Source organism: Pseudoalteromonas sp. BDTF-M6, from assembly GCF_018334135.1.
Lineage (GTDB): Bacteria > Pseudomonadota > Gammaproteobacteria > Enterobacterales > Alteromonadaceae > Pseudoalteromonas.
On record NZ_JAGXTQ010000003.1, the window covers coordinates 160,733 to 185,399 of the forward strand.

Annotated in this window: 19 protein-coding genes; 11 read left to right on the forward strand and 8 right to left on the reverse strand. The window is 49.9% G+C overall.

The annotated features are described in order from the left end of the window. Positions 1-23: 23 nt before the first annotated feature. Both KD147_RS07935 and KD147_RS07940 read left to right on the forward strand, forming a co-directional pair. Positions 24-1,109: an efflux RND transporter periplasmic adaptor subunit gene (locus KD147_RS07935; protein WP_105254638.1), complete on the forward strand. Its 1,086-nt coding sequence runs from the start codon at positions 24-26 to the stop codon at positions 1,107-1,109. After that, positions 1,110-4,166, forward strand: coding sequence for an efflux RND transporter permease subunit (locus tag KD147_RS07940; protein WP_212547455.1), 3,057 nt, complete (start codon positions 1,110-1,112; stop codon positions 4,164-4,166). Between the two features lie 51 nt (positions 4,167-4,217). On the opposite strand, the gene KD147_RS07945 is transcribed toward KD147_RS07940, so the two are convergent. After that, complete coding sequence (locus KD147_RS07945; RefSeq protein WP_105254636.1) at positions 4,218-4,601, reverse strand: energy transducer TonB; 384 nt, start codon at positions 4,599-4,601, stop codon at positions 4,218-4,220. Positions 4,602-4,729: 128 nt separating this feature from the next. After that, a complete protein-coding gene (locus tag KD147_RS07950; RefSeq protein ID WP_212547456.1) occupies positions 4,730-5,098 on the reverse strand; it encodes a Rap1a/Tai family immunity protein in 369 nt (122 codons plus the stop codon). 601 nt (positions 5,099-5,699) lie between these two features. Between KD147_RS07950 and KD147_RS07955 the strand changes: the two genes are divergently transcribed. Next, positions 5,700-6,803 (forward strand): glycosyltransferase, encoded by a 1,104-nt coding sequence (locus tag KD147_RS07955; RefSeq protein ID WP_212547457.1) that lies wholly within the window; start codon positions 5,700-5,702, stop codon positions 6,801-6,803. 12 nt (positions 6,804-6,815) lie between these two features. Here KD147_RS07955 and KD147_RS07960 read toward each other — a convergent pair whose 3' ends face one another. The 3 genes from KD147_RS07960 to KD147_RS17010 all read right to left on the reverse strand — a co-directional run bounded on the left by KD147_RS07960 (position 6,816) and on the right by KD147_RS17010 (position 9,815). Then, a complete protein-coding gene (locus KD147_RS07960; RefSeq protein WP_105254633.1) occupies positions 6,816-7,403 on the reverse strand; it encodes a GDSL-type esterase/lipase family protein in 588 nt (195 codons plus the stop codon). A 10-nt stretch (positions 7,404-7,413) separates the two neighbouring features. Beyond that, complete coding sequence (gene rluF / locus KD147_RS07965) at positions 7,414-8,493, reverse strand: 23S rRNA pseudouridine(2604) synthase RluF (protein WP_212547458.1); 1,080 nt, start codon at positions 8,491-8,493, stop codon at positions 7,414-7,416. Positions 8,494-8,660: 167 nt separating this feature from the next. Next, a complete protein-coding gene (locus KD147_RS17010) occupies positions 8,661-9,815 on the reverse strand; it encodes a DUF418 domain-containing protein (protein ID WP_212547459.1) in 1,155 nt (384 codons plus the stop codon). A 778-nt stretch (positions 9,816-10,593) separates the two neighbouring features. On the opposite strand from KD147_RS17010, the gene KD147_RS07975 reads away from it, so the two are divergent. The 3 genes from KD147_RS07975 to KD147_RS07985 all read left to right on the forward strand — a co-directional run bounded on the left by KD147_RS07975 (position 10,594) and on the right by KD147_RS07985 (position 14,719). Continuing rightward, positions 10,594-12,747, forward strand: coding sequence for a M3 family metallopeptidase (locus tag KD147_RS07975; protein ID WP_212547460.1), 2,154 nt, complete (start codon positions 10,594-10,596; stop codon positions 12,745-12,747). Positions 12,748-12,871: 124 nt separating this feature from the next. Continuing rightward, the gene (locus KD147_RS07980) at positions 12,872-13,783 is read left to right on the forward strand and encodes a hypothetical protein (protein ID WP_105254630.1); all 912 of its coding nucleotides are present in this window, start codon (positions 12,872-12,874) and stop codon (positions 13,781-13,783) included. Positions 13,784-13,834: 51 nt separating this feature from the next. Further along, positions 13,835-14,719, forward strand: coding sequence for a mechanosensitive ion channel family protein (locus KD147_RS07985; protein ID WP_105254629.1), 885 nt, complete (start codon positions 13,835-13,837; stop codon positions 14,717-14,719). 24 nt (positions 14,720-14,743) lie between these two features. Here the strand turns inward: KD147_RS07985 and KD147_RS07990 are convergent, their stop codons facing one another. The 3 genes from KD147_RS07990 to KD147_RS08000 all read right to left on the reverse strand — a co-directional run bounded on the left by KD147_RS07990 (position 14,744) and on the right by KD147_RS08000 (position 18,225). After that, on the reverse strand, positions 14,744-15,316 hold the full coding sequence (locus KD147_RS07990) for a serine protease external chaperone (RefSeq protein ID WP_158678908.1): 573 nt from the start codon (positions 15,314-15,316) through the stop codon (positions 14,744-14,746). A gap of 8 nt (positions 15,317-15,324) precedes the next feature. Continuing rightward, a complete protein-coding gene (locus KD147_RS07995) occupies positions 15,325-17,640 on the reverse strand; it encodes a S8 family serine peptidase (RefSeq protein WP_212547461.1) in 2,316 nt (771 codons plus the stop codon). A 156-nt stretch (positions 17,641-17,796) separates the two neighbouring features. After that, positions 17,797-18,225 (reverse strand): Lrp/AsnC family transcriptional regulator, encoded by a 429-nt coding sequence (locus KD147_RS08000; RefSeq protein WP_105254627.1) that lies wholly within the window; start codon positions 18,223-18,225, stop codon positions 17,797-17,799. A gap of 159 nt (positions 18,226-18,384) precedes the next feature. Here KD147_RS08000 and KD147_RS08005 point away from each other — a divergent pair, with 159 nt between their 5' ends. From KD147_RS08005 to KD147_RS08025, 5 genes are all read left to right on the forward strand, one after another. Continuing rightward, the gene (locus KD147_RS08005) at positions 18,385-19,593 is read left to right on the forward strand and encodes an aspartate aminotransferase family protein (protein WP_212547462.1); all 1,209 of its coding nucleotides are present in this window, start codon (positions 18,385-18,387) and stop codon (positions 19,591-19,593) included. Positions 19,594-19,617: 24 nt separating this feature from the next. Next, complete coding sequence (gene astA / locus KD147_RS08010; RefSeq protein WP_105254625.1) at positions 19,618-20,652, forward strand: arginine N-succinyltransferase; 1,035 nt, start codon at positions 19,618-19,620, stop codon at positions 20,650-20,652. Between the two features lie 9 nt (positions 20,653-20,661). After that, entirely contained in the window at positions 20,662-22,122 is a 1,461-nt protein-coding gene (astD, locus tag KD147_RS08015) for a succinylglutamate-semialdehyde dehydrogenase (RefSeq protein ID WP_212547463.1), read from the forward strand. Between the two features lie 39 nt (positions 22,123-22,161). Continuing rightward, positions 22,162-22,965: a DUF1338 domain-containing protein gene (locus tag KD147_RS08020; protein ID WP_212547464.1), complete on the forward strand. Its 804-nt coding sequence runs from the start codon at positions 22,162-22,164 to the stop codon at positions 22,963-22,965. Positions 22,966-23,268: 303 nt separating this feature from the next. Then, positions 23,269-24,639, forward strand: a complete 1,371-nt coding sequence (locus KD147_RS08025; RefSeq protein ID WP_349304679.1) for a sigma-54 dependent transcriptional regulator — start codon at positions 23,269-23,271, stop codon at positions 24,637-24,639. The last annotated feature ends 28 nt before the right edge of the window (positions 24,640-24,667 follow it).

The following is a 24,667-nucleotide window of genomic DNA, read 5'->3' on the forward strand; positions in this document are numbered from 1 at the left end:
CACTAACAGGGAGTCTAGAATTTATGCGGCGTATTCTTTCTATCACCACGCTGGCCCTTTGCACAGCCCTCTTCGGCTGCAGCGAACCAGCCGAGCAAACTGAGCAGAGCGCGCCTATCCGCCCGGTTAAACTGCTCACCGTAGGTAAAAGCGATGAAAGCATGATGCGCAGTTTTCCCGCGGAAGTGGTGGCCCACCAAGGCTCTTATCTTGCATTTCGCGTTAACGGCGAACTCCTTGAGTTTCCCGTGTTGGCTGGCCAGCAAGTAGAAAAAGGTGAGTTACTGGCGAAACTCGATCCCGAAGACTTCCAACTGCAATATGACGAACGCAAGGCTCGCTACGACTTGGCAACCTCACAATTGCAGCGCGTGCAGGCCTTATTCGACAAAAACATTGCCAGCCGCGCCGAGCTCGATCAGGCCGTGGCTAACGCTCGGGTAGCCGAGTCGGCCTTTAATATCGCCAAAACCAATCTTGAGAATTCCGAATTGCGGGCGCCCTTTGCCGGCACCGTCGCCAAGGTGTTCGTAAAGAACTTTGAAAACATTCAGGCCAAGCAAAATATTTTACGTCTGGAAACCCGTGATTTAATGGATGTGGAAATTCAGGTGCCGGAGAAACTGGTCGCCCGAGTCAATAAAGACACCCTGTATCAACCCACGGTGATCTTCGACGGTTTTCCCGATAAGTCCTACAAGCTCACCATCAAGGAATACGACACCCAGGCCGATCCCGCTACCCTGACCTACAAGGTGGTCTTTTCGCTACCGGTGCCCAAAGACTTTAACCTGCTCGCGGGTATGACCGGGCATGTGTATATTGATGTCAGCAAAATCACCAAGGATGTGAAAGCCTGGCATAAACTGCCCGCCGAGGCGGTGTTCTCAGATCCAAAACAAGACACCGAAGGCAATAGCTATGTCTGGGTATACAATAAGGACACCAAACAGGTGCATAAACGCGCCGTGGTGGTCGGCCAATTACACCGCGACGGCATTGAAATTCGTTCCGGCATTGAGTCTGGTGAGCAAGTGGTTGCCGCCGGTGTGCATTATCTGCAAGAAGGCATGCAGGTCCGTCCTTGGCACAAAGAGCGAGGACTGTAAATGAACTTGGTTGCACTGGCCATCGATCGCAAGGTCATCAGCTGGATGTTTGCGCTGTTTCTGTTGCTCGGCGGTGTCTTTTCCTATTTGTCTCTGGGGCAGTTGGAAGACCCGGAATTTACCCTGAAAAAAGCCATGGTGATCACCGCCTATCCCGGCGCTTCGCCCCGCCAGGTGGAAGAAGAGGTGACCTACCCCATAGAAAATGCGATTCAAGAGCTGCCCTATGTGGATTACGTGACCTCCATCTCTTCCAATGGCAAAAGCCAGATCACCGTGGAGATGAAAAGCACCTATCGCAAGGAAGATCTCAAGCAAATTTGGGATGAACTGCGACGCAAAATCAACGACTTATCCTCATCCATGCCACCAGGAGTCTATCCCAGCAAGGTGATCGATGATTTTGGCGATGTCTACGGCGTAACCCTGGCCTTAACCGGCGATGGCTACTCTTACGACGAGCTAAAAGACTATGTCGACTTTTTAAAACGTGAACTGGTGTTGGTGGAAGGCGTGGGCAAGGTAACGGTTGCCGGCGAGCAGCAAAGCCAGGTTATTGTTGAGATCTCCACTCACAAGCTGGCTCAGCTCGGGCTCAGCCCCAACCATATTTTCTCTTTGCTGCAGGCGCAAAATACCGTGTCGAATGCTGGACGGGTTATGGTCGATGGCGAGTCTATTCGTCTGCACCCCACCGGTGAATTCGACGATGTCGCCGAGCTTGAGCATTTGCTGATCTCCAGCCCAGGCGCCAGCGAGCTGATTTATCTTGGCGATGTCGCCCGAGTGTATCGTGAATATGCCGAAGTGCCTAGCCACATAGTGCGTTACAACGAGAAACAGGCCTTGTTACTGGGTTTATCCTTTGCCAGTGGCGTTAACGTGGTGGACGTCGGAGCGCGTATCGACCGTCATCTTCAGACCCTGGAATATCAGCGCCCCCATGGCATGGAAATCGATGCCATCTACAATCAACCGTCGGAAGTTGAAAGCTCGGTGTCGAGCTTTATCCTCAGCCTGTTTGAAGCGGTGGCCATCGTTATCGTGGTGCTGCTGGTGTTTATGGGTGTAAAAAGTGGCCTGTTGATCGGTGGCATCTTGCTACTGACCGTGCTCGGCACCTTTATTTTTATGGCTCTGTTCGACATTAACTTACAACGTATTTCCCTCGGCGCCTTGATCATTGCCCTGGGGATGCTGGTAGACAACGCCATAGTGATCACCGAAGGCATTCTTATCAACCTGAAGCGCGGGCAAACCAAGTTGCAGGCGGCGGTTAACATAGTCGGCCAAACCAAATGGCCCCTGCTCGGCGCCACCATTATCGCCATCACGGCTTTTGCGCCCATCGGCCTGAGCTCGGACGCCAGTGGCGAATTTGCCGGCAGTTTGTTTTGGGTCTTGTTTATCTCTTTGTTGCTTAGCTGGGTGACGGCCATCACGCTGACGCCCTTTTTTGCCGATATGATGTTTAAGCAAAAACAAGACGACGATACCAGTGCCGATGACCCTTATCAGGGCGTACTTTTTAATGCCTATAAGTTTGTTCTGAGCCGTGCCATGCACTACGGAAAAACCACCCTAGTGCTGATGTTACTGCTGCTCATAGCGGCGCTGGTGGGTTTTAAGTCCGTTAAACAATCCTTCTTCCCGGCCTCGAATACGCCCATGTTCTATATCGACTATTGGCACTACCAGGGCGCCGATATTCGCACCACCAGAGAAGGGGTGGCCAAGCTTGAACACTTCCTGCGCAGCGATGAGCTGGTCAGCGAGGTCACCAGCACCATAGGTCAGGGCGCGCCGCGCTTTATGCTCACCTATGCGCCGGAAAAACAATACCCTGCATTTGCCCAGTTGATCGTTCGCGTACGTGACCGCGACGCTGTGCTGACCATGATAGACAGGGTACGTGCCTACGAGCAGGACCATATTACCGATGCCAAGCTTAAACTTAAGCGCATGGAAATCGGCCCCTCGACCGATGCCAAAATCGAAGCGCGCTTTTCCGGGCCCGATCCCGTGGTGCTGCGTCAACTTGGCGAGCAGGCCAAGAGTATCCTGGCGGCGGACGGCGGCGCCTTCCATATTCGTGATGACTGGCGTCAGCGCTCCAAGCTGATCCGCCCTATTCTGAACGAACAAAAGGCGCGTCGCCTGGGCATTAGCAAAAGCGATCTCGACCAATTACTGCTGACCAGTGTCAGTGGTAAAACCGTGGGCCTGTATCGCGATGGCACCCAGTTGTTGCCCATTATTGCCCGCAGTCCGGCGGAAGAGCGCCTCAATGTAGAAAGCCTGCGCGATTTGCAAATATACAGCCCGGTACTAAGGGTGTTTGTACCCGTGACTCAGGTGGTGGACGACTTTGTGGTGCATTGGGAAGATCCATTAATCATGCGCCGCGACCGCAAACGCACCCTGACGGTGATGGCCGACCATGACCTCCTCGGCGATGAAACCCCGGCCAAACTGTTTGCCCGTATTCGCGCCGACATCGAAGGCATCCCCCTACCTCGAGGCTATGAACTGCAATGGGGCGGTGAGTTTGAGTCTGCCAGCAAGGCCCGCAGCGCCATATTTGGCTCCCTGCCCCTGGGTTATCTGGCGATGTTTGTGATCACCGTTTTATTATTTAATTCGGTGCGCAAGCCCCTGGTGATTTGGGCCACCGTGCCACTTGCCATAGTCGGGGTCAGTGCTGGATTGCTGAGCATGAATGCTTCTTTCGGCTTTATGTCGCTGCTCGGGTTATTGAGCCTATCCGGTATGCTAATTAAAAACGGTATCGTACTGCTCGATCAGATAAATATAGAGCTGGCGTCGGGCAAAGACCCTTACCAGGCGGTCTTTGACTCGGGCGTCTCCAGGGTACGTCCGGTGGCCATGGCGGCGATCACCACCATATTGGGCATGATCCCCTTGCTCTTTGATGTGTTCTTCAAATCCATGGCGGTCACCATCATGTTCGGCCTTGGTTTTGCTACTATACTCACGCTGATCGTGATCCCCGTGTTGTATTGCAAATTCTTTGGCATTCATAGCCACCGCCGCTAAGCACAAAAAAGCCAGCAATTAAGCTGGCTTTTTCATCTCACCAATATCGCATTAGTTAACATTAAAGTGATAGTCCGTGGTTACATAAACCGGCGTCAGTTCGGTGTTATCACTACTTGGCACATACTTCAGATGTTTGAGCGAGCGCAATGCATGGGTATCCCAAAGCCCTTCTGGCTGAGACTCGATGATGGCGACATCAAAAATCTCCCCGTTAGAGTCGATTAGATAACGCATCTTTATATAGCCATTTTCCGTTGGCGGCTTTTTAAAAGTTCGGGTGCTAAAGGTAAATTCCGAGCGCTCCTGACGCCAGTATTTATGTAATTGCTCGGAGCTGATCTCCAACGGCTCTGCACTTAGATGCTGTTCTTGTGTCGCCATGCAACCACCGAGTAATACGGCAATTAGTATAGAGGGTAGTAACAATCTCATTATGCTCTCCTTGTCTTTATTATCATCTTAAGTACTTCAACCCTGTATAAGGTACATTAATTTACGGACTACCGCTATTACTTGCCTCAGTTGATACCAACCAGTCAATGTGACTGAGCAACTCAGGTTTACTGGGTGCGGCACGGGAAATTCACTATGCTCGCCATGGCGAGAACTTGGTGTTTAGGGTAGTGGAGTTTGTCCTTATTGTGTTGTAACCACTTTACGGTTCGATCTGCAGTATCGCTCAGAGACAAACCCTCGGGGATGCAAAACATTCTCTTTCCTTTGTGCTGTAACGGCGATAGCGCATGAGCACCGCCAAAGCCGGACAAATAGGATATACAACTTGCTGAGCGTATCATCCCGGCCTGATCTAGTGTCATGCCATTTTTAGCGTCTGTAACTGCTTGGCAATCGGCTAACAAATCATTGCCGTCTTTTGCCTGCACTGAGACCGAGAAAACCAGAATAAAAATTATTAATAACTTTTCCAATCGAGACTCCTTTCTATATCAGCTAACACCGGCCTAGCCCACCGGTGAATACGGTTGTTTTATGCCTTATACAAATACGGCGGCACGTCAATCCGTTTTAATACATTTCCCTACTTATTTATTCATCTATTGATAACAAATAGTTCAAACTTTTACCAGTATTGAATGTTACCCTGCTGCTGCCCTATTCACTCCATGCAAGGGAATAGTTGCTCTTAGGCTCACGCTTTTTCCCAGTGTGGCAAGCCAGGTTAACTCAAAGGCATCACCGAGGGAGTAGTCATATGACCAGGAAGAAGTAGTTGTTAGGTACAATTTGCCTTTTCACATTTACCAACTACTTTTTGTATGCGCCTAAGTTAAAAGCAAAATTTTGACTTGCCATAAGCCAAGGCTGGGTAGATGCTCGCCCTTAAACAACTAGACTTTTCAACCCACCTGTCCACTGTGCAAAGACCCAAAAGACGCTTTAATGAAATAGGTGCTCTTATTGAACAAGAGTTATATAATCCAAAGATAAAACCAATTAATTCACCAAGGATGATTTGTTTAATTGAAGTTAAAAACTTTAAGCACAATTAAATGAATTTATTTTATTTATATGAAAAAAATTAAGTTGTTAGCAGTTACAAATCATAATCGGAACAATATAAACCCGATTCGCCCCGAGGCCTCACAAATAATCGGTCTTCATCACAGTGGTGCTGTTGACGTGACCGTTATGTGCAATCCAGGGTCGACCTTGATCCCCTTCTTAGAAAAGCAAGGCATAAAGGTCATAACCAACCCGTTAAATAAGAAACTCTCCTTAGAAACTATGGGTGTGATCAGGAAGTACATTAAGGCTAATGACATAGACATTTTGCACTTGTTCAATAACATCGCCTGTAGCAATGGGGCAACGGCGGCAATTGGCACTAAGGCCAAGGTGATTGCCTACCGAGGCCAAACGGGCAATGTGTCCCGCTGGGACCCGTCAATCTATCTCACCATGCTGCACCCCAGGCTGAATAAAATTATCTGTGTCGCCAATGCGGTGACCGAAGATTTACAGCTACATGTCTGGGGAGATAAAAATAAGGCCGTTACCGTTTACAAGGGACATGATCAATCCTGGTATCAAAACGCGCCGGCAGATCTCAGTGATGTGCCCATGCATGCCGACAGTTTTAAGATATCGCTGGTCGCCAATTTAAGGCCAAGAAAAGGATTGCATATTTTAATGGATGCGGTGCAGTTACTCCCTGAGGACTGTAATATCGATGTCTTGCTGGTGGGCGCCGACCCTGAATCGGAAGCGATTCAAGAGATGATCAAAAGAAGTGGTAAGCCTCAGAGAGTGCACGCCTTAGGGTATCGCGAAGACGCACCAGAGGTCGCAGCGGCCTGTGACGCGGTGGTGTTGCCAACCACGAAGCGAGAAGGTTTGTGTCGCGCCGTATTAGAAGCCAATTCCTATGGCGTGCCAGCGATAGTTTCAGACACCGGCGGCAATGCCGAACTCGTTGCAGACGGCGTTACCGGCATCGTCGTACCGCCGTCAGAGCCCCAAGCCCTGGCCGATGCGATTATGACCCTCTATCAAGATCGCAATCTGTGTAACAAATTTGGTGTAGCAGCGAAAAAGCGCGTCATTGAAAAATTTAATGTGCAGCAAGGTGTCGATAAGACGCTAGAGATTTATCAAAGCCTACTGACAAATTAGGTGGGCGACAGCCTAATTAACGACTTTGATTTGCTCGGCAACGGCCTCGGCCAACAGTCGATACCCTTTATCATTAAGGTGAATTTGGTCCGACTTATACTGGCTGTCACCGAGTAAGTCACTGAGGGTATCGGCAACCAGGGCTACCTGGTACTGCTCGGCCAATTCCTGATACAAGGGGGCATCACTCAGAAAGAGTGACTTTTGCGGCACCGCCACCAAGATCACTTCAACGCCCTGCCCATGTGCCAATTCAATCATGGCCGCCAGGTTACTCTTCACAGAATGTGACTGTTTATTACGCAAAAAATCATTACCACCTTCAAGCAAGACCAGAACACCGGGCTGATGTTCCGTCAGGGTTTCTCTCAGGCGGGCCAGGCCCTGATGGGTCTGCTCACCGGAAACACCGCTGGCAATCACTTCCAGACCGGTTAGCTGTGCCAACTCTTTCGGGTAGCTGCTGTGCTTGGCTCCCACAGACACGGTGAGGCTGTCGCCAAAGGCCAACACCTTGGCATCCCTGTTCAGCTCGATGTGCGCCGGCTCGGAGCAGGCGCTGAGAATAAATACCAGTATGGGCACAAGCCAAAGTTTCATGCCTACTTCCTTATTTTTTTAAACTGAGCGTGCCGCTCACACGGCTTTTTGTCGGTGCAGAGCCCGCTCCAGTTTTATTGGGTTTGGTGCCATTCGTTTGCTTAGCTTTGGGCTTATCGCTTGGCTTGCCAGAAGGCCTGCCAAACGGTTTACCATCTGACTTAGTAGCAGGCTTAGCATACGGCTTGCCCTGAGACCTTTGCTTAGCGCCGGGCTTGGTATTATGAGCGGGATTGGTACGCGAACCCTGATTATCTTCTTGCTTGCGTCCCGGATTTTTAGCACGCGGCTCTTGTGCTGGCGTTCGTGCGCTCTGCTGGCTTACATCCTGTTTTGGCTGTTGTCGGGTGCTGGGGGCATCCTGAGAATGCTCTTCGGTTTTACCCGAATTGGCAATCAAGGCATTGATGGTGGCCATTTCAGTTTCGCTTAAGTGACGCCACTGACCGGGCTTAAGACCGCTGAGGGTCACATTCATAATACGGGTGCGCTTAAGCTTGGTGACCTCATAACCTAGGTACTCACACATGCGGCGAATTTGGCGGTTGAGGCCTTGGGTCAAAATAATACGAAAACTCTGAGTACCGGTTTGCTCTACCTTACACTTCTTGGTCACCGTGCCAAGGATAGGGATCCCCTGAGCCATCCGCTCGACAAAGCGTTTATTCAGCGGTTTGTCGACCACCACCTCGTATTCTTTTTCATGATTATTGCCCGAGCGCAAAATCTTGTTGACGATATCGCCCTCGTTGGTCAAAAAAATCAGCCCTTCTGACGGTCTGTCTAAGCGGCCGATAGGAAAAATGCGCTCGGGGTAATTAATGGCACTGACGATATTGCTTTTTATCTTGCGTTCCGTCGTGCAGGTCACCCCTACCGGCTTATGATAGGCAATATAAACCCGCTTAGGTTTAGCTTTCAGTGCCTTACCGTCCACTAAGATGTCATCGGCGTCGCTGACCTTATCGCCCATTTGCGGTAACCGGCCATTGACGGTCACGCGAGCTGCGGCGATCAGCGCATCGGCCTCACGGCGCGAGCAAAAACCGGTTTCACTAATGTATTTATTCAGGCGGGTAGCTTGGCTCATATTTACTTCAATCTAGCTGGTGTTGGCCCTATTGTAATCGACTCGGCGGGAAAAATCCGTTTAAAAGTCTCGCAATGCTGGGTTTGTGGGGCCGCAGTTGTTCTATCACTCTGAGCACCTGGCTTGGACGGTTTCAAAGCCTGGGCCAGCTCCTAAGTGGGCGTTCGTTATTTGGCCTTATACCAGCGCCGCCATAACCACTCTGCAGGCCCTTGTTTAAAAACACGCAGATAGAAGGGGCAAACCACCAGAAACACCAGGCTAACCAGGATGGATAACTGCATATAATCCAGCAATCGAAACTCGGTGGCCATCTCGGCGCCCATAAAATGGATAAGCGTCACCATAAAGAGTGACTGACTCAGATAACAGCTCAAAGACAGCTTACCGACGCTGGCCAAGGCACGGGTCAGTATGTTGTCGGCAAACGACCAGCGATACAAGAGATGCACTGCAATCAGCGCCGTACAAAAACCGCTGAAAGAATTGACAACCATGGCCAGGACTTCGTTAAAGCCGCCGCTATCTTGCCATTGCCAGGTGCTTAAATAAGCACAAGCCAGCACGACGCCGAGCAGCGCTAGTGATTGGGCCAATGGCCAGGGCCTTACCAGCCAGCCACTGCGCCAGGCGGCGACGGCTAACAACACCATGCCCAGTTGCTGCCAGAGTATTGCCAGTATCAAGGCTAACAACATCAGCGCCCCATTGCTGGCATTGGCCCCGCGAGTGTGCCAAAAGTTCCCGTCAAACTGCGCTAAATAGGCCTGATAGTTAGGGTCGCTAAACTGGGTTTGCGGCTCATTGGCCAGTGCAGCCAGAAGCAATAACATGGCACTGCCAAAGGCTAGAAATGCCACCCCCTGCATAGTCAATTTGCGCCCAGGGTTCGCCAGCATGGGTAAGGCCAGTAAACCGGCCAGCGCATAACCGACAAGAATATCGCCCGCCCAAATAATGAGGCTGTGCACAAGACCTATGGCCAACAACACCATTAAACGGCGTTGTAATTTAGGGATAGGGGCTTCATGCTCATAACAACGCTGCCATTGGATCACTAACCCCAATGCAAACAGCACCAAAAACAGACCGCGAAAGCGCCCTTCCAGGGCAAGATCGGACAGTCGTGTCAGTATCGCATCGGCGCTGGACAGTGGAATGGGCGGCACATACCCATTGGCAAAATCGATAAAATACGGGGCATTAAGGAAGAAGATCCCCAAGATGGCAATGCCCCTGAGAATATCAAGATCCGGGCGGCGCTGCTCACCGACCAGAGCCTGATAGGGCCCGGAAGATTGAAATAAACTCGATGCAAACACGCGAAACTCCAACGCCATTATCTAGGGTCTGTTGACCTTTGTTGTTTTTTTCTGCAGCAGTTTGTAGTGTATTTATACAAGGCGGCACATGTGTGGTGTAGTTATTCTACATGAACATGTAACAACACAGTAGAAATGCGCTACAAGCGCTGCCCTGCGGGTTCATCTAAACGCATCCTGCTCTGTGTTACTCGCTATGTACATAGGCGAGCAAGACCGAAGCAATGCTTCGCAGCTTAGCGAGGTGAGCGCATGGATGCGCGATGTAACCAAGCTTCATGGATGAATTTAACCACATAAATCAGTGATTATATTCATCAGAATGCGTTTAGATTGAACATAAAGTAAACCGCAAAGATAAACAGACCCTAATATATAAGAATTAAACTAAGGCTAACATAGGCTTATGTCTATTCCGTAGTTAAATATTAAGCGTCGTCTCGCAGTGCATAAAAGCACCAATTTAGCCTCACCTTCTGCCTAGCCTAGCCGCAAAGCCAGGGTGCAAGGGGCAAATAAGTGATGTTCAAACGGCTTATTTTCGACAAAATGCCCGTAAATAAGGTCAAGTTACTTGTCGTTCGGCCTTATCCACAGTAATGTGGTTGTTTTGGTATAAGGATGTCAGCGCCATTGAACTGTGTTCCCCTCGTAGGTTCCCCAAGGTTGCTGACACGGGCATGGCCGGGTCTCTAAAACGATTAATCGCCCTCCCCGACATGCACAGCTCTACCAGCGAACCATAACAACACAACATTAACAACATTTGGAGTAAACGATGCGTTTATCCGTTATTGCTGCCGCCCTTAGCGCCACCACTTTATTGGCCGCCTGTAGCGAGCAACCAAGCAACAACCAAACTCAAGCCTCTGCAAAAGCACCGGCAACACAACAAGTAGCCCAAGAAAACCTATTTCTAAGCAAAAGCCCTCTGCCTTATATGGCGCCAGAATTCGATAAAATCGGCACCGAGTTATATGAGCCGGCTTTCGATGCCGGTATTAAAGAGCAACGCATTGAAATCGATGCCATTGCTAACAACCCAGATGCGCCTACATTTGAAAATACCCTGGTGGCGATGGAGCAATCGGGTACTATTTTAAAGCGCACCCGTGCTGCGTTTTCTAACCTGTCTGGCCTTATCTCCGACGACGAATATCAGCGCATCAACACCAAGATGGCGCCTATTTTCGCCGAGCACCGTGACAATATCTTCCTAAACAAAGCCCTGTTTGATCGCGTTGCCGCCGTATACGATGCTAAGGACGCACTGTCAAAAGAAGATCAGCGTCTGGTTGATTACTACTACAAGCAGTTCGTACGTGCCGGTGCCAAGCTTAATGAAGAGCAAAAGCAACGCATGCGTGAAATCAACGGTGATCTGTCTAAGCTAAGCACACAGTTCTCACAAAACATCATGAAGTCGTTTAAAGAAGACACCATCTTAGTGAGCGACAAGGCCGAACTTGCGGGTCTGAGCGACGATGACATCGCCAGCCTAAAAGCAGCGGCGGAAAAAGCCGGTAAAGATGGCTACATGATCACCCTGGTAAACACCACGCGCCAGCCAATCCTTACCAGCCTTGAAAACCGTGAGCTACGTGAAAAAGTATGGCGTACATCGTCTGAGCGTGCGCAAAAGACCAATGGCCCTATCGCCATTGAAGAAGCGCAGCTACGCGCCGAAAAAGCGCAGCTTTTAGGCTTTGAATCATGGGCTCACTATCAGCTTGACGACCGCATGGCGAAAACACCTGAAGCCGTGTTCACCATGCTTGACGACTTGGCACCAAAAGCCGTGGCTAAAGCCAAGCAAGAAGCCGAGCTTATTCAAGCTGCAATTGAAAAAGATGGTAAAGACTTCGAACTACAACCGTGGGACTGGGCTTACTATGGTGCCAAGGTACGTGCAGAGCTTTACAACATCGACGCCAGCCTGGTTAAGCCGTATTTTGAAATGAACACAGTGATCAACGATGGTTTGTTCTTCGCCATGAACAAGCTATATGGCATCACCATGAAAGAGCGTAACGACTTACCTACCTATCATGAAGACGTATTCGTATGGGAAGTATTCAACGAAGATGGCAGCTCTATCGGCCTATTCTACCTCGACCCATACGCCCGTGAAGGTAAGCGTGGCGGTGCCTGGATGAGTGCTTACGTAGGTCAAAACCACCTGCAAGGCACCAAGCCGGTTATTTACAATGCGCAGAATATTCCTAAACCGGCAGAAGGCCAGCCTACGCTGATGACCTTCTCGGAAGTGACCACCATGTTCCATGAGTTTGGTCATGCCATTCACGGCCTGTTCTCTGACGTGAAATACCCGTCATTGGCCGGTACAGCGACCGCGCGCGACTTCGTAGAGTTCCCATCACAGGCGAACGAAGACTGGAATATCGAGCCGAGCGTGTTGGCCAACTATGCCAAGCACTACCAAACAGGTGAGCCAATTCCTCAAGAGCTGTTAAATAAGCTATTGGAATCACACACCTTTAACCAAGGTTTCGATACCACAGAATACCTTGCTGCAGCACTACTTGATATGGAATGGCATTCTATTGCCCCTGGCACGCAAATCGATGATGTGGCCGCGTTTGAGAAAAATGCCCTGGCTCGTCACGGCATCGACTACTACCCGGCACCGGCACGTTACAAGAGCTGTTACTTCAGCCATATCTTTGCCGGTGGCTACAGCGCGGGTTACTACGCTTACCTGTGGACCGAAGTGTTTGCGGCCGACTCGTTCGCCCATATGCAAAACGAAGGTGGCCTAAGCCGTAAAAACGGTGATCACTACCGTAAAGAGGTACTATCTCGCGGTAACAGCCGCGACTTGATGCAAAGCTACATCGAGTTCCGTGGCCAACAACCAACCACAGACGCGCTGCTTAAGCGCCGTGGTCTGGTAGATGGTAACGCCGAGTAAGCGTTAGTCAGCCAAGCTAAATTTACAAAACGCGGTCATCTGGCCGCGTTTTTTTACATTTACATACAAGCATATCCACCCCCCTGTTGTTATACTATAGGGCGTTGATTCTTCTGGTGTTGTTATGCTTAAAAAGTCGTTCGTTTTTATCAGCGCTGTCTCCATTTTAGTACTGGGGGCCATCGCCTCTTACCTGATCTATCATCTTTATCAGCACAAATTTGTCACCCTGGATCCGCAATTAAAAGAAGTCTCCGGTATTGAGTTCGATAAACGTGGGCGTTTATGGGCCATTAATGACGGTGGCGACGGCCCCTATCTATATCAGGTCGACGAACAGGGTAAAATACAGCAACGCATCGAAGTCACCAATGCTAAAAATATCGACTGGGAAGACATGACCCAAAACGAGTTTGGCCATTTCTTTTTAGGTGATTTTGGCAACAATAAACACGAACGCCGCTGGCTGACCATTTATAAGATAGAAAACCCCATCGATATTAAATCCGGCAAGGCCTTTGCCGAGATCATTAAGTTCACCTATAAAGAATTGTGGGAGGAGCCGCTGACGCCGGAGCGGAAAAACTTCGATTTAGAGGCCTTTGTCGAATACAAGCATAAGCTGTACTTATTTACCAAAAACCGTACCCAGCCTTTCGATGGTAAAACCAATCTCTACCGCATCGGCAACCATGCCGACAACTACGAGGCAGAGTTTATCGGCTCCTTTAAAACCTGTACCACGGCGGAGAAACTTTGCTGGGTCACCTCGGCGGCCATGAGCCCGGACCGCAGCACCCTGGCCCTGCTCGACTCCACCGATCTCTGGTTGTTTAAAAACTGGCAGGGGGATAACTTTTTCTCCGGCGAGGTGCAAAAAGTCAACCTCGGCATAGTCACACAAAAAGAAGCGGTGACCTTTTATGACAACAACACGGTGGTTATCGCCGACGAAGAGTTTAAGGGCATAGGCCGCAATATCTATGTCTTTAAACTGGATGAGCAGCAACTGGAAGTAATGGATAAGAAAGAATAAATCGATTCGGTTCTTGTTGACCTATAATAAGAAAATAAAAAGGATACGACTTTGTTAAATAGCCCTTTTCTAGAAAAACTCACGCAAGCGCTACAGACCGTGGTGTTCAGTTACGGCGGCTCGGAATTCACCGTTGCCAAGCTGATCCAAATTCCATTGATTATATTAGTGGTGTGGGTTTTGGTGCGCTATGTTGGCAAGCTGATCCACAACAAAATCATCAGTAAACGCATAGGCCCGGACGCCGCACTGCTGTTTAAGCGCATCTACCTGGTGCTGTGCGTTGTTATCATCGTCTTCACCACCTTAGAAGTACTCAATATTCCTCTCACCGCCTTTGCCTTTGTCTCGGGTGCGGTGGCCATAGGCGTAGGCTTTGGCGCGCAGAATATTATTAATAACTTTATCAGCGGCTGGATCCTAATTTGGGAGCGCCCCATACGCATCGGTGACTTTTTAGAGGTCGGTGATGCCAAAGGCGTGGTGGAAACCATCAATACCCGCTCCACCCGTATTCGCCGCAGCGACGGTGTACATATGCTGGTGCCCAACAGTCAACTGCTTGAAAATACGGTTACTAACTGGACACTGATCGACACCATGGCCAGAACCAATGTGCGCGTTGGTGTCGCCTATGGCAGCGATGTTAACCTGGTCGCCAAATTGATCAATGAGGTGTTAAACGAAAACCAGGCGGTACTGAAAACCCCAGTGCCCACGGTTATCTTTGCGGACTTTGGTGATAATGCCCTGGTATTTGATGCGGTATTTTGGGTTAACGCCGAGGCCGAAGCCAGCGTACGCAAGGTAAAGAGTGATATTCGCTTTGCTATCTGTGCAAAATTTGCCGCCCAGGACGTGGTGATTGCCTTCCCACAACGGGATGTGCATATGGATGGCGAGCTTATTATCAGCCATAAAAAAAGCCCCGATTAACGGGGCTTGACTCACAAAAAAGGATTAGAAAGCTTCTACGCGCTTGCCTAAGATCTCCAACTTACTGGCCTTCACCAAAGGCGAAGACTTAAGCGCCTTATTTAGCTCGGTTAACTCAACCGCCTGCAACGGCGCCACCAAGGCGGTGCCGTTAGCAAACTCTTTAAGTAACTTCAGTTGGTGCTGAGCCAAAACCGTCTCCAGGTGCTCACCAGCGATAATGATCAGATTACCCGATACACTGGCATAGTCACCTTGTAAGGCATGACGTACCACATCACCGGCCCACAGGCCCGGCTGAGATTGCTCGATGGTCGTTCTTGGTGCCTGCACAAAAGCGGTATCGCCCTGCACACTGATGGTATTAGCCGGATCGGCCAGATACACAGGCACGCTGCGCATATTGTCGACTTTTTCGAACAGACCGATGCTGGTTTTGGTGCCCAAATCCGCAGCACGAATGCTGGGTACATCGGCCGTGATGGTTGGCGTTTGCTTTACAGGCTTCTTAAAATCAGCCTGCGGGCCCGCGGCCTGGGCAGGAGCCAGGGTCATGACGCCTAACGCCATAGCTAGAGTAGTTAGTTTCATCATCATAGTGCTCCTTATTTATGACCAGTTACACGCAAGCCCCATCCTTCTAGGACAGACTCGGCGGTGTTCGGGAAGACCACGCTTAATGCGCCTCCCGCACTAAAGGCAACCTGCTGCGGTGCCGCGGTATCTACGACTTTTAATGTCCAGGTACCCTTGGCATTTTCACCATAAAAAGCATTTGAACGGAAGTGTACCGAAGGCAAATGAACATAGCCTTGCGCAAAGGTGTAATCAGACTGCAATGCCGGGTAAAGCTGGGCATGGTGTGAAGCAAGCACTACGCTGCGTGTACCACTGGGTGAGGTCACCTCGATGGCCATATCGCTGCCGGCCGAGCTTTGGATAAAGCCTGGAATGTCCGGGTGAGAGTAATCCGAGCGCATTTCCGCATTCGCAATGGTAAAGCTAAATTGCATGGCTTCGATGGTCATGTCATCGGCCACATCGATGCTGTGGGTGGCTCCCTCGGCATTGTTATCCGCAATGGTCAGATTCAAAGAGTCCTGCTCTGCCTGTACCCCGGCACCGATCCAAGGCGTTTGCTCACGCTCGCCTAAATTAACGTCATAGTTTAAGGCCATTTTCACCGCCGCACCGGCGTCGACACGACCAAAACCATAGAAGTTATTGAAGTGATAACCGGCAGCATTTTCCACCCAACCATCGTGGGCAACAAAGTCGCCATTAGCCGTGCTTAGCACGACCTTTTCGTTCTCTGGGTCGTTTTTGGTCGCCGTGGTAGCCAGGATATGCTCAATATCACGGGCCGTAAGATCCGGGTTTGCGTCCATGATCAGGGCAACCACACCCGAGGTGTTTGGCGCCGCCGATGAGGTACCGTTCATTGAGTTGGTGTAATGACAGTTCGGGTTCATAGGGTGACCCGGGAAGTCGAAGTTAAAGTAGCCGCTAAGGAAAGACGCAGGTACACCCCAATAACGCTCATACATGTCCATGCTCGCCAGGCTTGAGCCGCCTTCTAAACAGGTCATCTCATCCGTGGTCACCATGGCCGGCTCCCAGTTACCACCTTCACCGCCTGGGGCGGAAATAAACATGGCACTACCGGCAATGGAGTAGCTAGAACGTTGACCATTGGCCTGCAACGCCGCAACCGAGACATTGTGCAGGCTACGGTTAGCCTGAGCCACGTTGAGGTCGATACAGCTTAAGCCAAGATCGTTAACACCCGAAGCGGCGCAGTAATTACCATTGTGACGGCCTTCTTCAAAGTCGTTACCGGCGGCATTGATGCTCAATGCTCCTTTACCATCACGCAGTACCTGAGTGGCATAGGCCATGTTGGCCTCGTCAATCGGGTCTTCCGGTAAGAAGGCTGGCGGGTTATAGCCGTAACTGCGGTTAAACACCACGTTCTCATGAGCCTGAATACCGCTGGCCGGCAAACCGCTGATCAAGCTACTGATGTGAGCCGCACCTTGATCTTGAACGTCCAGATAGTTGATGGAGATAAGGCCCGCGTCCGGTGCCACACCACGGCCACCGATACCATTATGCGCTTTGGCGGCAATCAGGCCGGCCACCGCCGTACCATGACTGGCTGTTTTACTGTGGGTAATGGTTGGGTTGGTTGGATCCAATGCGCCTTCGCGCAGGTTTAAAGAACGAAACGCCAGCACGTTATCGCGCAGGTCTTCGTGACCAATTTCAACACCCTGGTCGACCACAACGGCAATGGTGCCCTTACCGGTGACACCTAGTTTATAGGCTTCAAGCACATTCATGTCTTCACCGGCGGTGCGAGTGGTTTCAAAGTAACCGTCCAGGCGGGCGAAGTAATCCGCTTTTTGTTCTTCGTCTTGGTAACCGTTCAGCCAAGCTAATTGCTCTTTAAAGGCGTCGCTTTGTGAAAAGGCCTTTTGCGCTCGGTTGTGCAGGTGCCACTGCTCGCTGGCCAGGGGATCGCCCTGAACACCGCTTATGGTGATGCTGCCGGAGGAGGTTTTGCCATTGGCGGTTACATCATAGTTAATCACCGCGTCGGCACCGCTTAAAGATGTGTAAGCCATGGCTTTATCATCGCCCAGCTCTAAAATACCATGAGAGAAATTATAAACGCCGTTGTCGCCGCTGACCGCTTCACCGTCTTCATAAAAAGTTAAAGATATCGCATCACCATCCTGATCGTGAGCGATAAGTACCGCATCCATCGGCTGCCATTGCTTAGCACCTTCGATGCTAACCTGGCCCGCTTTAGGCGCCGTATCTACTGCTTTTTTGTCCTTGTTACTGTCACTTCCACAGCCGCTAACAGCTAGCAAAATGGCGCTAGCTAGTGCGCTGATTTTAATATTATTATTCATTTATGTACCTTCATTGGAAAATGAAGTTCAGAAATCTACAATACAGGTACACAAAGACTCAATATGGTATTTACACCTATTTACAAATTTTACTACTTTGGTACGAATTACGACCAAATATGGCGCTAAACGGACAAAAATCATTCACTTTCGTTGTTAGCGCTTAAACTTGGTCTCCAAAATCACCGATGAGGTGGTGCGCTCTACCCCATCTAGGTTACCTATATCATCAAGCAGATGGCTGAGCTTTTCCAAACTTTGCGCCTGCACCACAGCGATTAGATCGTATTCACCACTGATGGCATAGAGTTCGGTAATGGCATCAATATGCTTAAGTTCGACATTCGTTTTGGTGGTGAGTTTTTGCTTCACCTTAATAGACACATGGGCGGACACCATGGCGGATAAATACGCATCACCATATTCAACGCTGTACCCTTTAATTACTCCGCTTTCCTCAAGCTTCTGCATGCGGCTTTGCACCGTAGAGCGTGACAAGTCTAACGCGCGGGCGAGATCCGAGATGCTGGCGCGGGCATTGGTTCTGAGCATGGCCAGGAGCTTTTCGTCTTGTGAATTTATCATTATGATTACCATTTTCGTCATTTTGATAGAGATTATACGCAAATTTATCAATATGACACTGCAAATTTAATGCTTAAGCGGTCAATATAATGACTATAACAATCGACTCTTATAAGCGGCCCCTAAATTCGAGCCGCTCTCTCATTTTGAAGGTGTGTCATGCAAGTAAACCGCGAACTATTTAATGAAGTAATGGTACCTAACTACAACCCGTCAGAGGTTATCCCGGTTAAGGGCGAAGGCTCTCGCGTATGGGATCAGCAAGGTAACGAGTTTATCGACTTTGCCGGTGGTATCGCCGTTAACTGTTTAGGCCATTGTCACCCGGCTCTGGTTGGCGCTTTGAAAGAGCAAGGCGAGAAAATCTGGCACCTTGCTAATGTGATGACCAACGAGCCGGCGCTGCGTCTAGCTAAAAAGCTAACCGATGCCACCTTTGCCGATAAGGTGTACTACGCCAACTCGGGTGCCGAAGCCAACGAAGCAGCGCTAAAGCTGGCACGTCGCTGGGCACTGGATAAGTTCGGTGCAGAAAAATCTAAGATCATAGCCTTTAACAAGGGCTTCCACGGTCGTACCTTCTTCACCGTGACCGTGGGTGGTCAAGCCGCTTACTCTGATGGTTTCGGTCCTAAGCCGGGCGATATCGTACACTGTGATTACAATGACCTGGAAACATTCAAGTCGCTAATCGACGACAACACCTGCGCCGTGATGATGGAGCCACTGCAGGGTGAAGGCGGCATCATCGCCCCAGAAGCGGATTTCGTAAAAGGCGTGCGCGAGTTATGTGATAAGCACAATGCCCTGCTTATCTTTGATGAAGTGCAAACCGGCGTTGGCCGCTTAGGTCACCTATACGCTTACCAAGGTCTGGGTGTAACACCAGATATCCTGAGCACGGCCAAGGCCCTAGGCGGTGGCTTCCCTATCGGTGCCATGCTAACCACTACCGAGATCGCCGAGCACCTAAAGCCAGGTACTCACGGCTCAACCTACGGCGGTAACCCGCTGGCCTGTGCCGTTGCCGAAGCCGCCTTCGATACGGTTAATACTCCTGAGGTTCTTGAGGGTGTAAAGGTACGTGAGCAGATGTTCCGCGACGGCCTGGCTGCCATCAACGACAAATACAAGGTGTTCAGCGAAGTTCGCGGTCAGGGCCTACTACTGGGTGCGGTATTGAACGAAGACTACAAGGGCCGTGCCCGTGATTTCCTTAATGCCTCAATGGACAACGGCCTAATGAGCCTAGTTGCGGGCATGGATGTAGTACGCTTTACTCCTTCTCTTGTGATCCCAGAAGCGGATATCAAAGAAGGTTTGGCGCGCTTTGAAAAGGCGGTTGCTCAGGTTGTTGCTGCTAAGTGACAGCCGCTAGCGACAAATTATCTTATGCTAGTTTTACGACCTATACGCGGCGATGATTTCGCCGCTTTAAAACAAATAGCCACCGAGTCAGGGCACGGCTTTACTTCTTTGCCCGTCGATGATGACCTGTTGCAGGCCAAAATCGCCCGTGCCGAGGCCAGCTTCAATAAGCAGGTCAATGGTCCTGGCGATGAAGGCTATTTGTTTGTGTTAGAAGACACAGACAACGGCGAAATCGTCGGTACCACAGGCATTGAAGCGGCGGTGGGCATGTCGGTGCCCTTGTATCACTACCGCGTTTCGACCTCGGTGCATCACAGCCCCAGCCTGGGCGTTTACAACAGCGTTGACACCCTGTCCATGTGCAACGATTACACCGGCTGCTCGGAAATATGTACGCTGTTTTTACGTGAAAATTACCGCCGTGGATTAACCGGTCGCTTTTTATCACGCATTCGCTTTTTATTTATGGCCGAGCACAGTGACCGCTTTAGCGACACCATTATCGCCGAGATGCGTGGGGTGAGCGATGAACAAGGGCATTCGCCGTTTTGGCACTGGTTACAGCAGCACTTTTTCTCCATCGAATTCCCACAGGCGGATCACCTGGTGGGCTTAGGGGATAAAACCTTTATCAGTGAGCTGATGCCAAAATACCCGATTTACGTCAGCCTATTGAGCCCGCAAGCACAAGCCGTGATTGGTGAAGTACATGAAAACACCGCCCCTGCCCTGCGTTTATTGCAACGCGAAGGCTTTGAGCACCGCGGTTACGTTGATCTGTTCGACGCGGGTCCCACGGTGGAAGCCAAGCTGGGTAATATCAACACGGTACGCCAATCCAAGGTATGCCCTGTGCTGATCAAAGAGGATTTGCGTCCTCAGGGCACCACCTGGGCCATATGTAATGACAAGGTTGGCGATTTCAGGGCTATATTTAGCGATGCCGTACAATACTGTGATATTAAGCATCAACTTTATTTAAATGCGCAAACCGCACAGACCCTTGGGGTGTCCCAGGGCGATTCAGTGCGCTTTTTCGCGCTATCTAGTCGTTAAGGAATGGCTATGCAAGTGCAATTAATTAATAACGAATGGGTTGCGGGCCAAGGCCCTGCGTTTTCATCAACCAACCCAAGTAAAAACACTGAAATCTGGCACGGCCAAGGCGCCAGTGCCGAGCAGGTAAACGCGGCGGTAAAGAGCGCGCGTAAGGCGCAATTCGCCTGGGCACAAACCGATCTCGAAGAGCGTATCGCGCTATTGGAGCGTTTTGTTGAACAGCTTAAAGAAAACAGCGAAGCCTTAGCGACCACCATCGCCGAAGAAACCGGTAAGCCACTGTGGGAAACCCGCACCGAAGTGGGCGCCATGACCGGCAAGATTGCTATCTCAATCAAGGCCTACAATGAGCGTACCGGCACGGTTGAAAACCCCATGCCCGGCGCTCAGGCCTTTATTCGCCACAAGCCTCATGGCGTGGTTGCGGTATTCGGCCCCTATAACTTCCCGGGCCACCTGCCCAACGGTCATATTGTACCCGCTATTCTTGCCGGTAATACCGTGGTGTTTAAACCTTCTGACCTAACGCCCAAAGTAGCGCAGCACACGCTTGAATTGTGGCTGAAGGCCGGCTTGCCTGCGGGTGTGATTAACCTGGTACAAGGTGAAGTAGACACAGGTAAGGCGTTGGCGTCACATCAGGATATCGACGGCCTGTTTTTCACCGGCAGCTCGCAGACCGGTCATTTACTGCATCAGCAGTTTGGCGGTCATCCGGGCAAGATTTTAGCACTGGAGATGGGCGGCAATAACCCGCTGATCATTAAAGGCGTAAGCGATATCGACGCTACGGTGCATGATATTGTGCAATCGGCCTTTATTACTTCAGGCCAGCGTTGTACCTGTGCGCGTCGCTTGTTTATCGAGCAAGGTGCGCAAGGCGATGCCATTATCGAGCGCTTGATTGCCGTCACTAAAAACATCCAAATCGGTGACAGCTTTGCCGACGAGCAGCCATTTATGGGCGCCATGATCAGCAAAAAAGCGGCGGCGGGCATGCGCTCGGCCTACGAGCAATTGATCGCCCAAGGCGCAACCTCGTTACTGGAGATGAAGCACCTTGATGAGAACACCGGCTTTGTCAGCCCGGGTATCGTCGATGTATCAAATATCACCATGGCCGATGAAGAGCACTTTGGTCCACTGTTAAAGGTATATCGCTACAGCGATTTCGACAGTGCGATTAATGAGGCCAACAACACCTCATTCGGTCTGTCTGCGGGTCTGCTTGGCGACTCACAAGACGATTATGATTATTTCTTAAAGCGCATTCGCGCCGGTATTGTTAACTGGAACCGTCCAATCACTGGAGCCTCAAGTGCCGCTCCATTTGGTGGTATCGGCGCCAGTGGTAACCACCGTGCGAGTGCCTACTATGCAGCAGATTACTGTGCTTATCCTGTGGCTTCTGTGGAAGCGCCGAAAAGCACGTTACCAGAAAAATTAGCGCCGGGCTTAATGCTTTAATAGAGAATAATTCACGCGCACATGCGTTAAGGAAAAAACATGCATAACGATGTAAATACATTATTTGAAAAGCTGTGGGACAACTACCTTGAAGTAACACCTTCAGCGGTAAAAGTTCATGAGCTATTAGGTTCAACGCAGCAAGACGATGTGATCAACGATCATATTGCCCTGCGTACCTTCAACCTGCCCAAAGTAGGTTTAGAGAAACTAGCCGCCCATTTTTTAGCCGTGGGTTACAAAGAGTGCGGTGAGTATCACTTCGAAGCTAAAAAGCTGTACGCTAAGCACTTCGAACATGAAGACCCAACTCAACCTAAGGTGTTTATCTCAGAGCTATTAGTTGAACAGTGCTCTGAAGATCTACAAAAAGTCGTTCATGAGATGGTCGACCAAATCGATGAAGCCGCCGTGACCGCTGATAACTTCTTGTACTCGGGTACACATTGGCAGGTGAGCCATGAAACCTACAAGGCACTGCTTGCCGAGAGTGAGTATGCGGCCTGGATGGCGGCCTGGGGCTACCGTGCTAACCACTTCACCGTCAGCATTAACCACCTGGCTCAGTTCGACACCATAGAGCAGGTAAACCAGAAGCTTAAAGATGCCGGCTTTGCCCTTAACACCTCAGGTGGCGAGATCAAAGGCTCACCGGAAGTGCTCCTTGAGCAATCTTCGACCCTTGCCGATGATGCCAAGGTGCAGTTCAGCGATGGTGAATTTGCGGTGCCAAGCTGCTTCTATGAGTTTGCACTGCGCTATTTGCAGCCAAACGGTGAAATCTACACGGGTTTTGTGGCCGCTTCTGCGGACAAAATTTTTGAGAGCACCAACGCTCGCTAATTAATCTGATTATAGTTAGCATGCTAAAAAAGCCCCATCTGGGGCTTTTTTAATGATCTACATCAATATTTGTTACACCTTATTACAGCTCTTCGGTTATTTTTTTTAATATCAAATATTGCTTAACTAGTGTGCACGTCAGTATAAATGCAGCATAAGGCGAAAGTACCAACTCCAATGTCCAATATAGGGCCACTGTCAAGCGCTAACTCCCGTCATTACTTGCTTGCGAATAGTCCCAGCTCTTCTAGACTTTAAGCTAACAACCTCGCAATAACATTGCCTCATAGCTAAGGGTTTAGTGTGAGTAAGCGCAATACAACAACGACCCACATGGAGCGTGATGTATTGGTATTAAATTTTACCGATGAAACATGCTTAAATGATTCACGGACGAACCTACCCAACTGGCATTTTGTCCATGCCAACAGCCTTGATTGTGCCTATAAGATTCTCGAAAAACACAGCTGTTACGTCGCCATTGCCTTAGTTGGACAAAGCCAACAACAAGCGGTACTCAAAGCAGTAAAACAGCTTTCGGCACGACAAGAATCATTGTTATGGCTGGCCCTGTTTCGCGACGGCGACAGCCTGCTGGACAACATCAGCTACTGTTTTACCGATTACTTTTTAGATTATCATCACCTCCCCGTAGACTGGGCGCGCCTTGATCATACCCTGGGGCATATCTACGGCATGGCGCAGCTCAAACTGCGCTCCAAACAAGGAGCCTCCTCAACCAAGGCCAACAGCATTTGTTTTGGTGAGTCGAAAGAAATGCAGCAACTCAAGGATACCCTTAATAAGGTCGCCGGTACCGACGAGACCATACTCATAGGCGGAGAAACCGGCACGGGTAAGGGACTGTGCGCACAGTATATTCATTCGCTATCGCCACGACGTAACGGCCCCTTTATCACGGTAAACTGTGGCGCCTTGCCGCCTACCTTGATTCACTCTGAGCTTTTTGGCCATGAAAAAGGCGCCTTCACCGGAGCGAATAAGCAATATATTGGCCGCATCGAGCGTGCCCACAAAGGCACTTTATTTCTCGATGAAATTGGCGATTTATCCTTGGAGTTGCAGATTAATTTGCTGCATTTTCTTGAAGAAAACTATATTGAGCGTTTAGGTGGTAACACATCGACCGAGGTGGATTGCCGCATTATTTTTGCGACTCATGTAAATTTAGAAAATGCGGTCGAGGAAGGATTATTTAGAGAAGATCTATACTACCGCATCAATATTATACAGTTGGAAATTCCCAGCTTAAGAAACCACATTAGCGATATCCCCTTGCTCGCCAATGATTGCTTAACGAAGCTGACTCCTCCAAATCACCAATTCAGCTTTAGCGACCGGGCCTTACAGGCAATGGAACAGTATTCTTGGCCCGGTAATGTTCGCGAGTTAAAAAATCGCATACAGCGCGCCATTATCATGAGCGAAAATGACGTTATCACCGAGACGGACATGGGCATAGCCTTACCGAAATCTTCAAAACAAAACTCCGAGGTGATCGATTTAGTAAAACATCGAACTGAAATTGATACCGAATTAATACTCGCAGCGATTAGAAGGAATAACTACAACATATCGGCGGCGGCTAGAGAGCTGAATATTTCGCGAACGACTTTTTATCGCTTAATTAAGAAGTGCAAGATAAAGCTGTAACTAAACCTAAGTTGCAATCTAGAGGACC

Excerpts from the sequence above, each read along its gene's own strand:
- KD147_RS07935 (WP_105254638.1), top strand. The coding sequence starts at position 24 with ATGCGGCGTATTCTTTCTATCACCACGCTGGCCCTTTGCACAGCCCTC.
- KD147_RS08000 (WP_105254627.1), bottom strand. The coding sequence starts at position 18,225 with ATGATAAATTCACAAGACGAAAAGCTCCTGGCCATGCTCAGAACCAAT.
- KD147_RS08020 (WP_212547464.1), top strand. The coding sequence starts at position 22,162 with ATGCATAACGATGTAAATACATTATTTGAAAAGCTGTGGGACAACTAC.
- astA (WP_105254625.1), top strand. The coding sequence starts at position 19,618 with ATGCTAGTTTTACGACCTATACGCGGCGATGATTTCGCCGCTTTAAAA.
- KD147_RS07960 (WP_105254633.1), bottom strand. The coding sequence starts at position 7,403 with ATGAAACTTTGGCTTGTGCCCATACTGGTATTTATTCTCAGCGCCTGC.
- KD147_RS07940 (WP_212547455.1), top strand. The coding sequence starts at position 1,110 with ATGAACTTGGTTGCACTGGCCATCGATCGCAAGGTCATCAGCTGGATG.
- KD147_RS07995 (WP_212547461.1), bottom strand. The coding sequence starts at position 17,640 with ATGAATAATAATATTAAAATCAGCGCACTAGCTAGCGCCATTTTGCTA.
- KD147_RS07990 (WP_158678908.1), bottom strand. The coding sequence starts at position 15,316 with ATGATGATGAAACTAACTACTCTAGCTATGGCGTTAGGCGTCATGACC.
- KD147_RS07955 (WP_212547457.1), top strand. The coding sequence starts at position 5,700 with ATGAAAAAAATTAAGTTGTTAGCAGTTACAAATCATAATCGGAACAAT.
- rluF (WP_212547458.1), bottom strand. The coding sequence starts at position 8,493 with ATGAGCCAAGCTACCCGCCTGAATAAATACATTAGTGAAACCGGTTTT.
- astD (WP_212547463.1), top strand. The coding sequence starts at position 20,662 with ATGCAAGTGCAATTAATTAATAACGAATGGGTTGCGGGCCAAGGCCCT.
- KD147_RS07975 (WP_212547460.1), top strand. The coding sequence starts at position 10,594 with ATGCGTTTATCCGTTATTGCTGCCGCCCTTAGCGCCACCACTTTATTG.
- KD147_RS08005 (WP_212547462.1), top strand. The coding sequence starts at position 18,385 with ATGCAAGTAAACCGCGAACTATTTAATGAAGTAATGGTACCTAACTAC.
- KD147_RS07945 (WP_105254636.1), bottom strand. The coding sequence starts at position 4,601 with ATGAGATTGTTACTACCCTCTATACTAATTGCCGTATTACTCGGTGGT.
- KD147_RS07980 (WP_105254630.1), top strand. The coding sequence starts at position 12,872 with ATGCTTAAAAAGTCGTTCGTTTTTATCAGCGCTGTCTCCATTTTAGTA.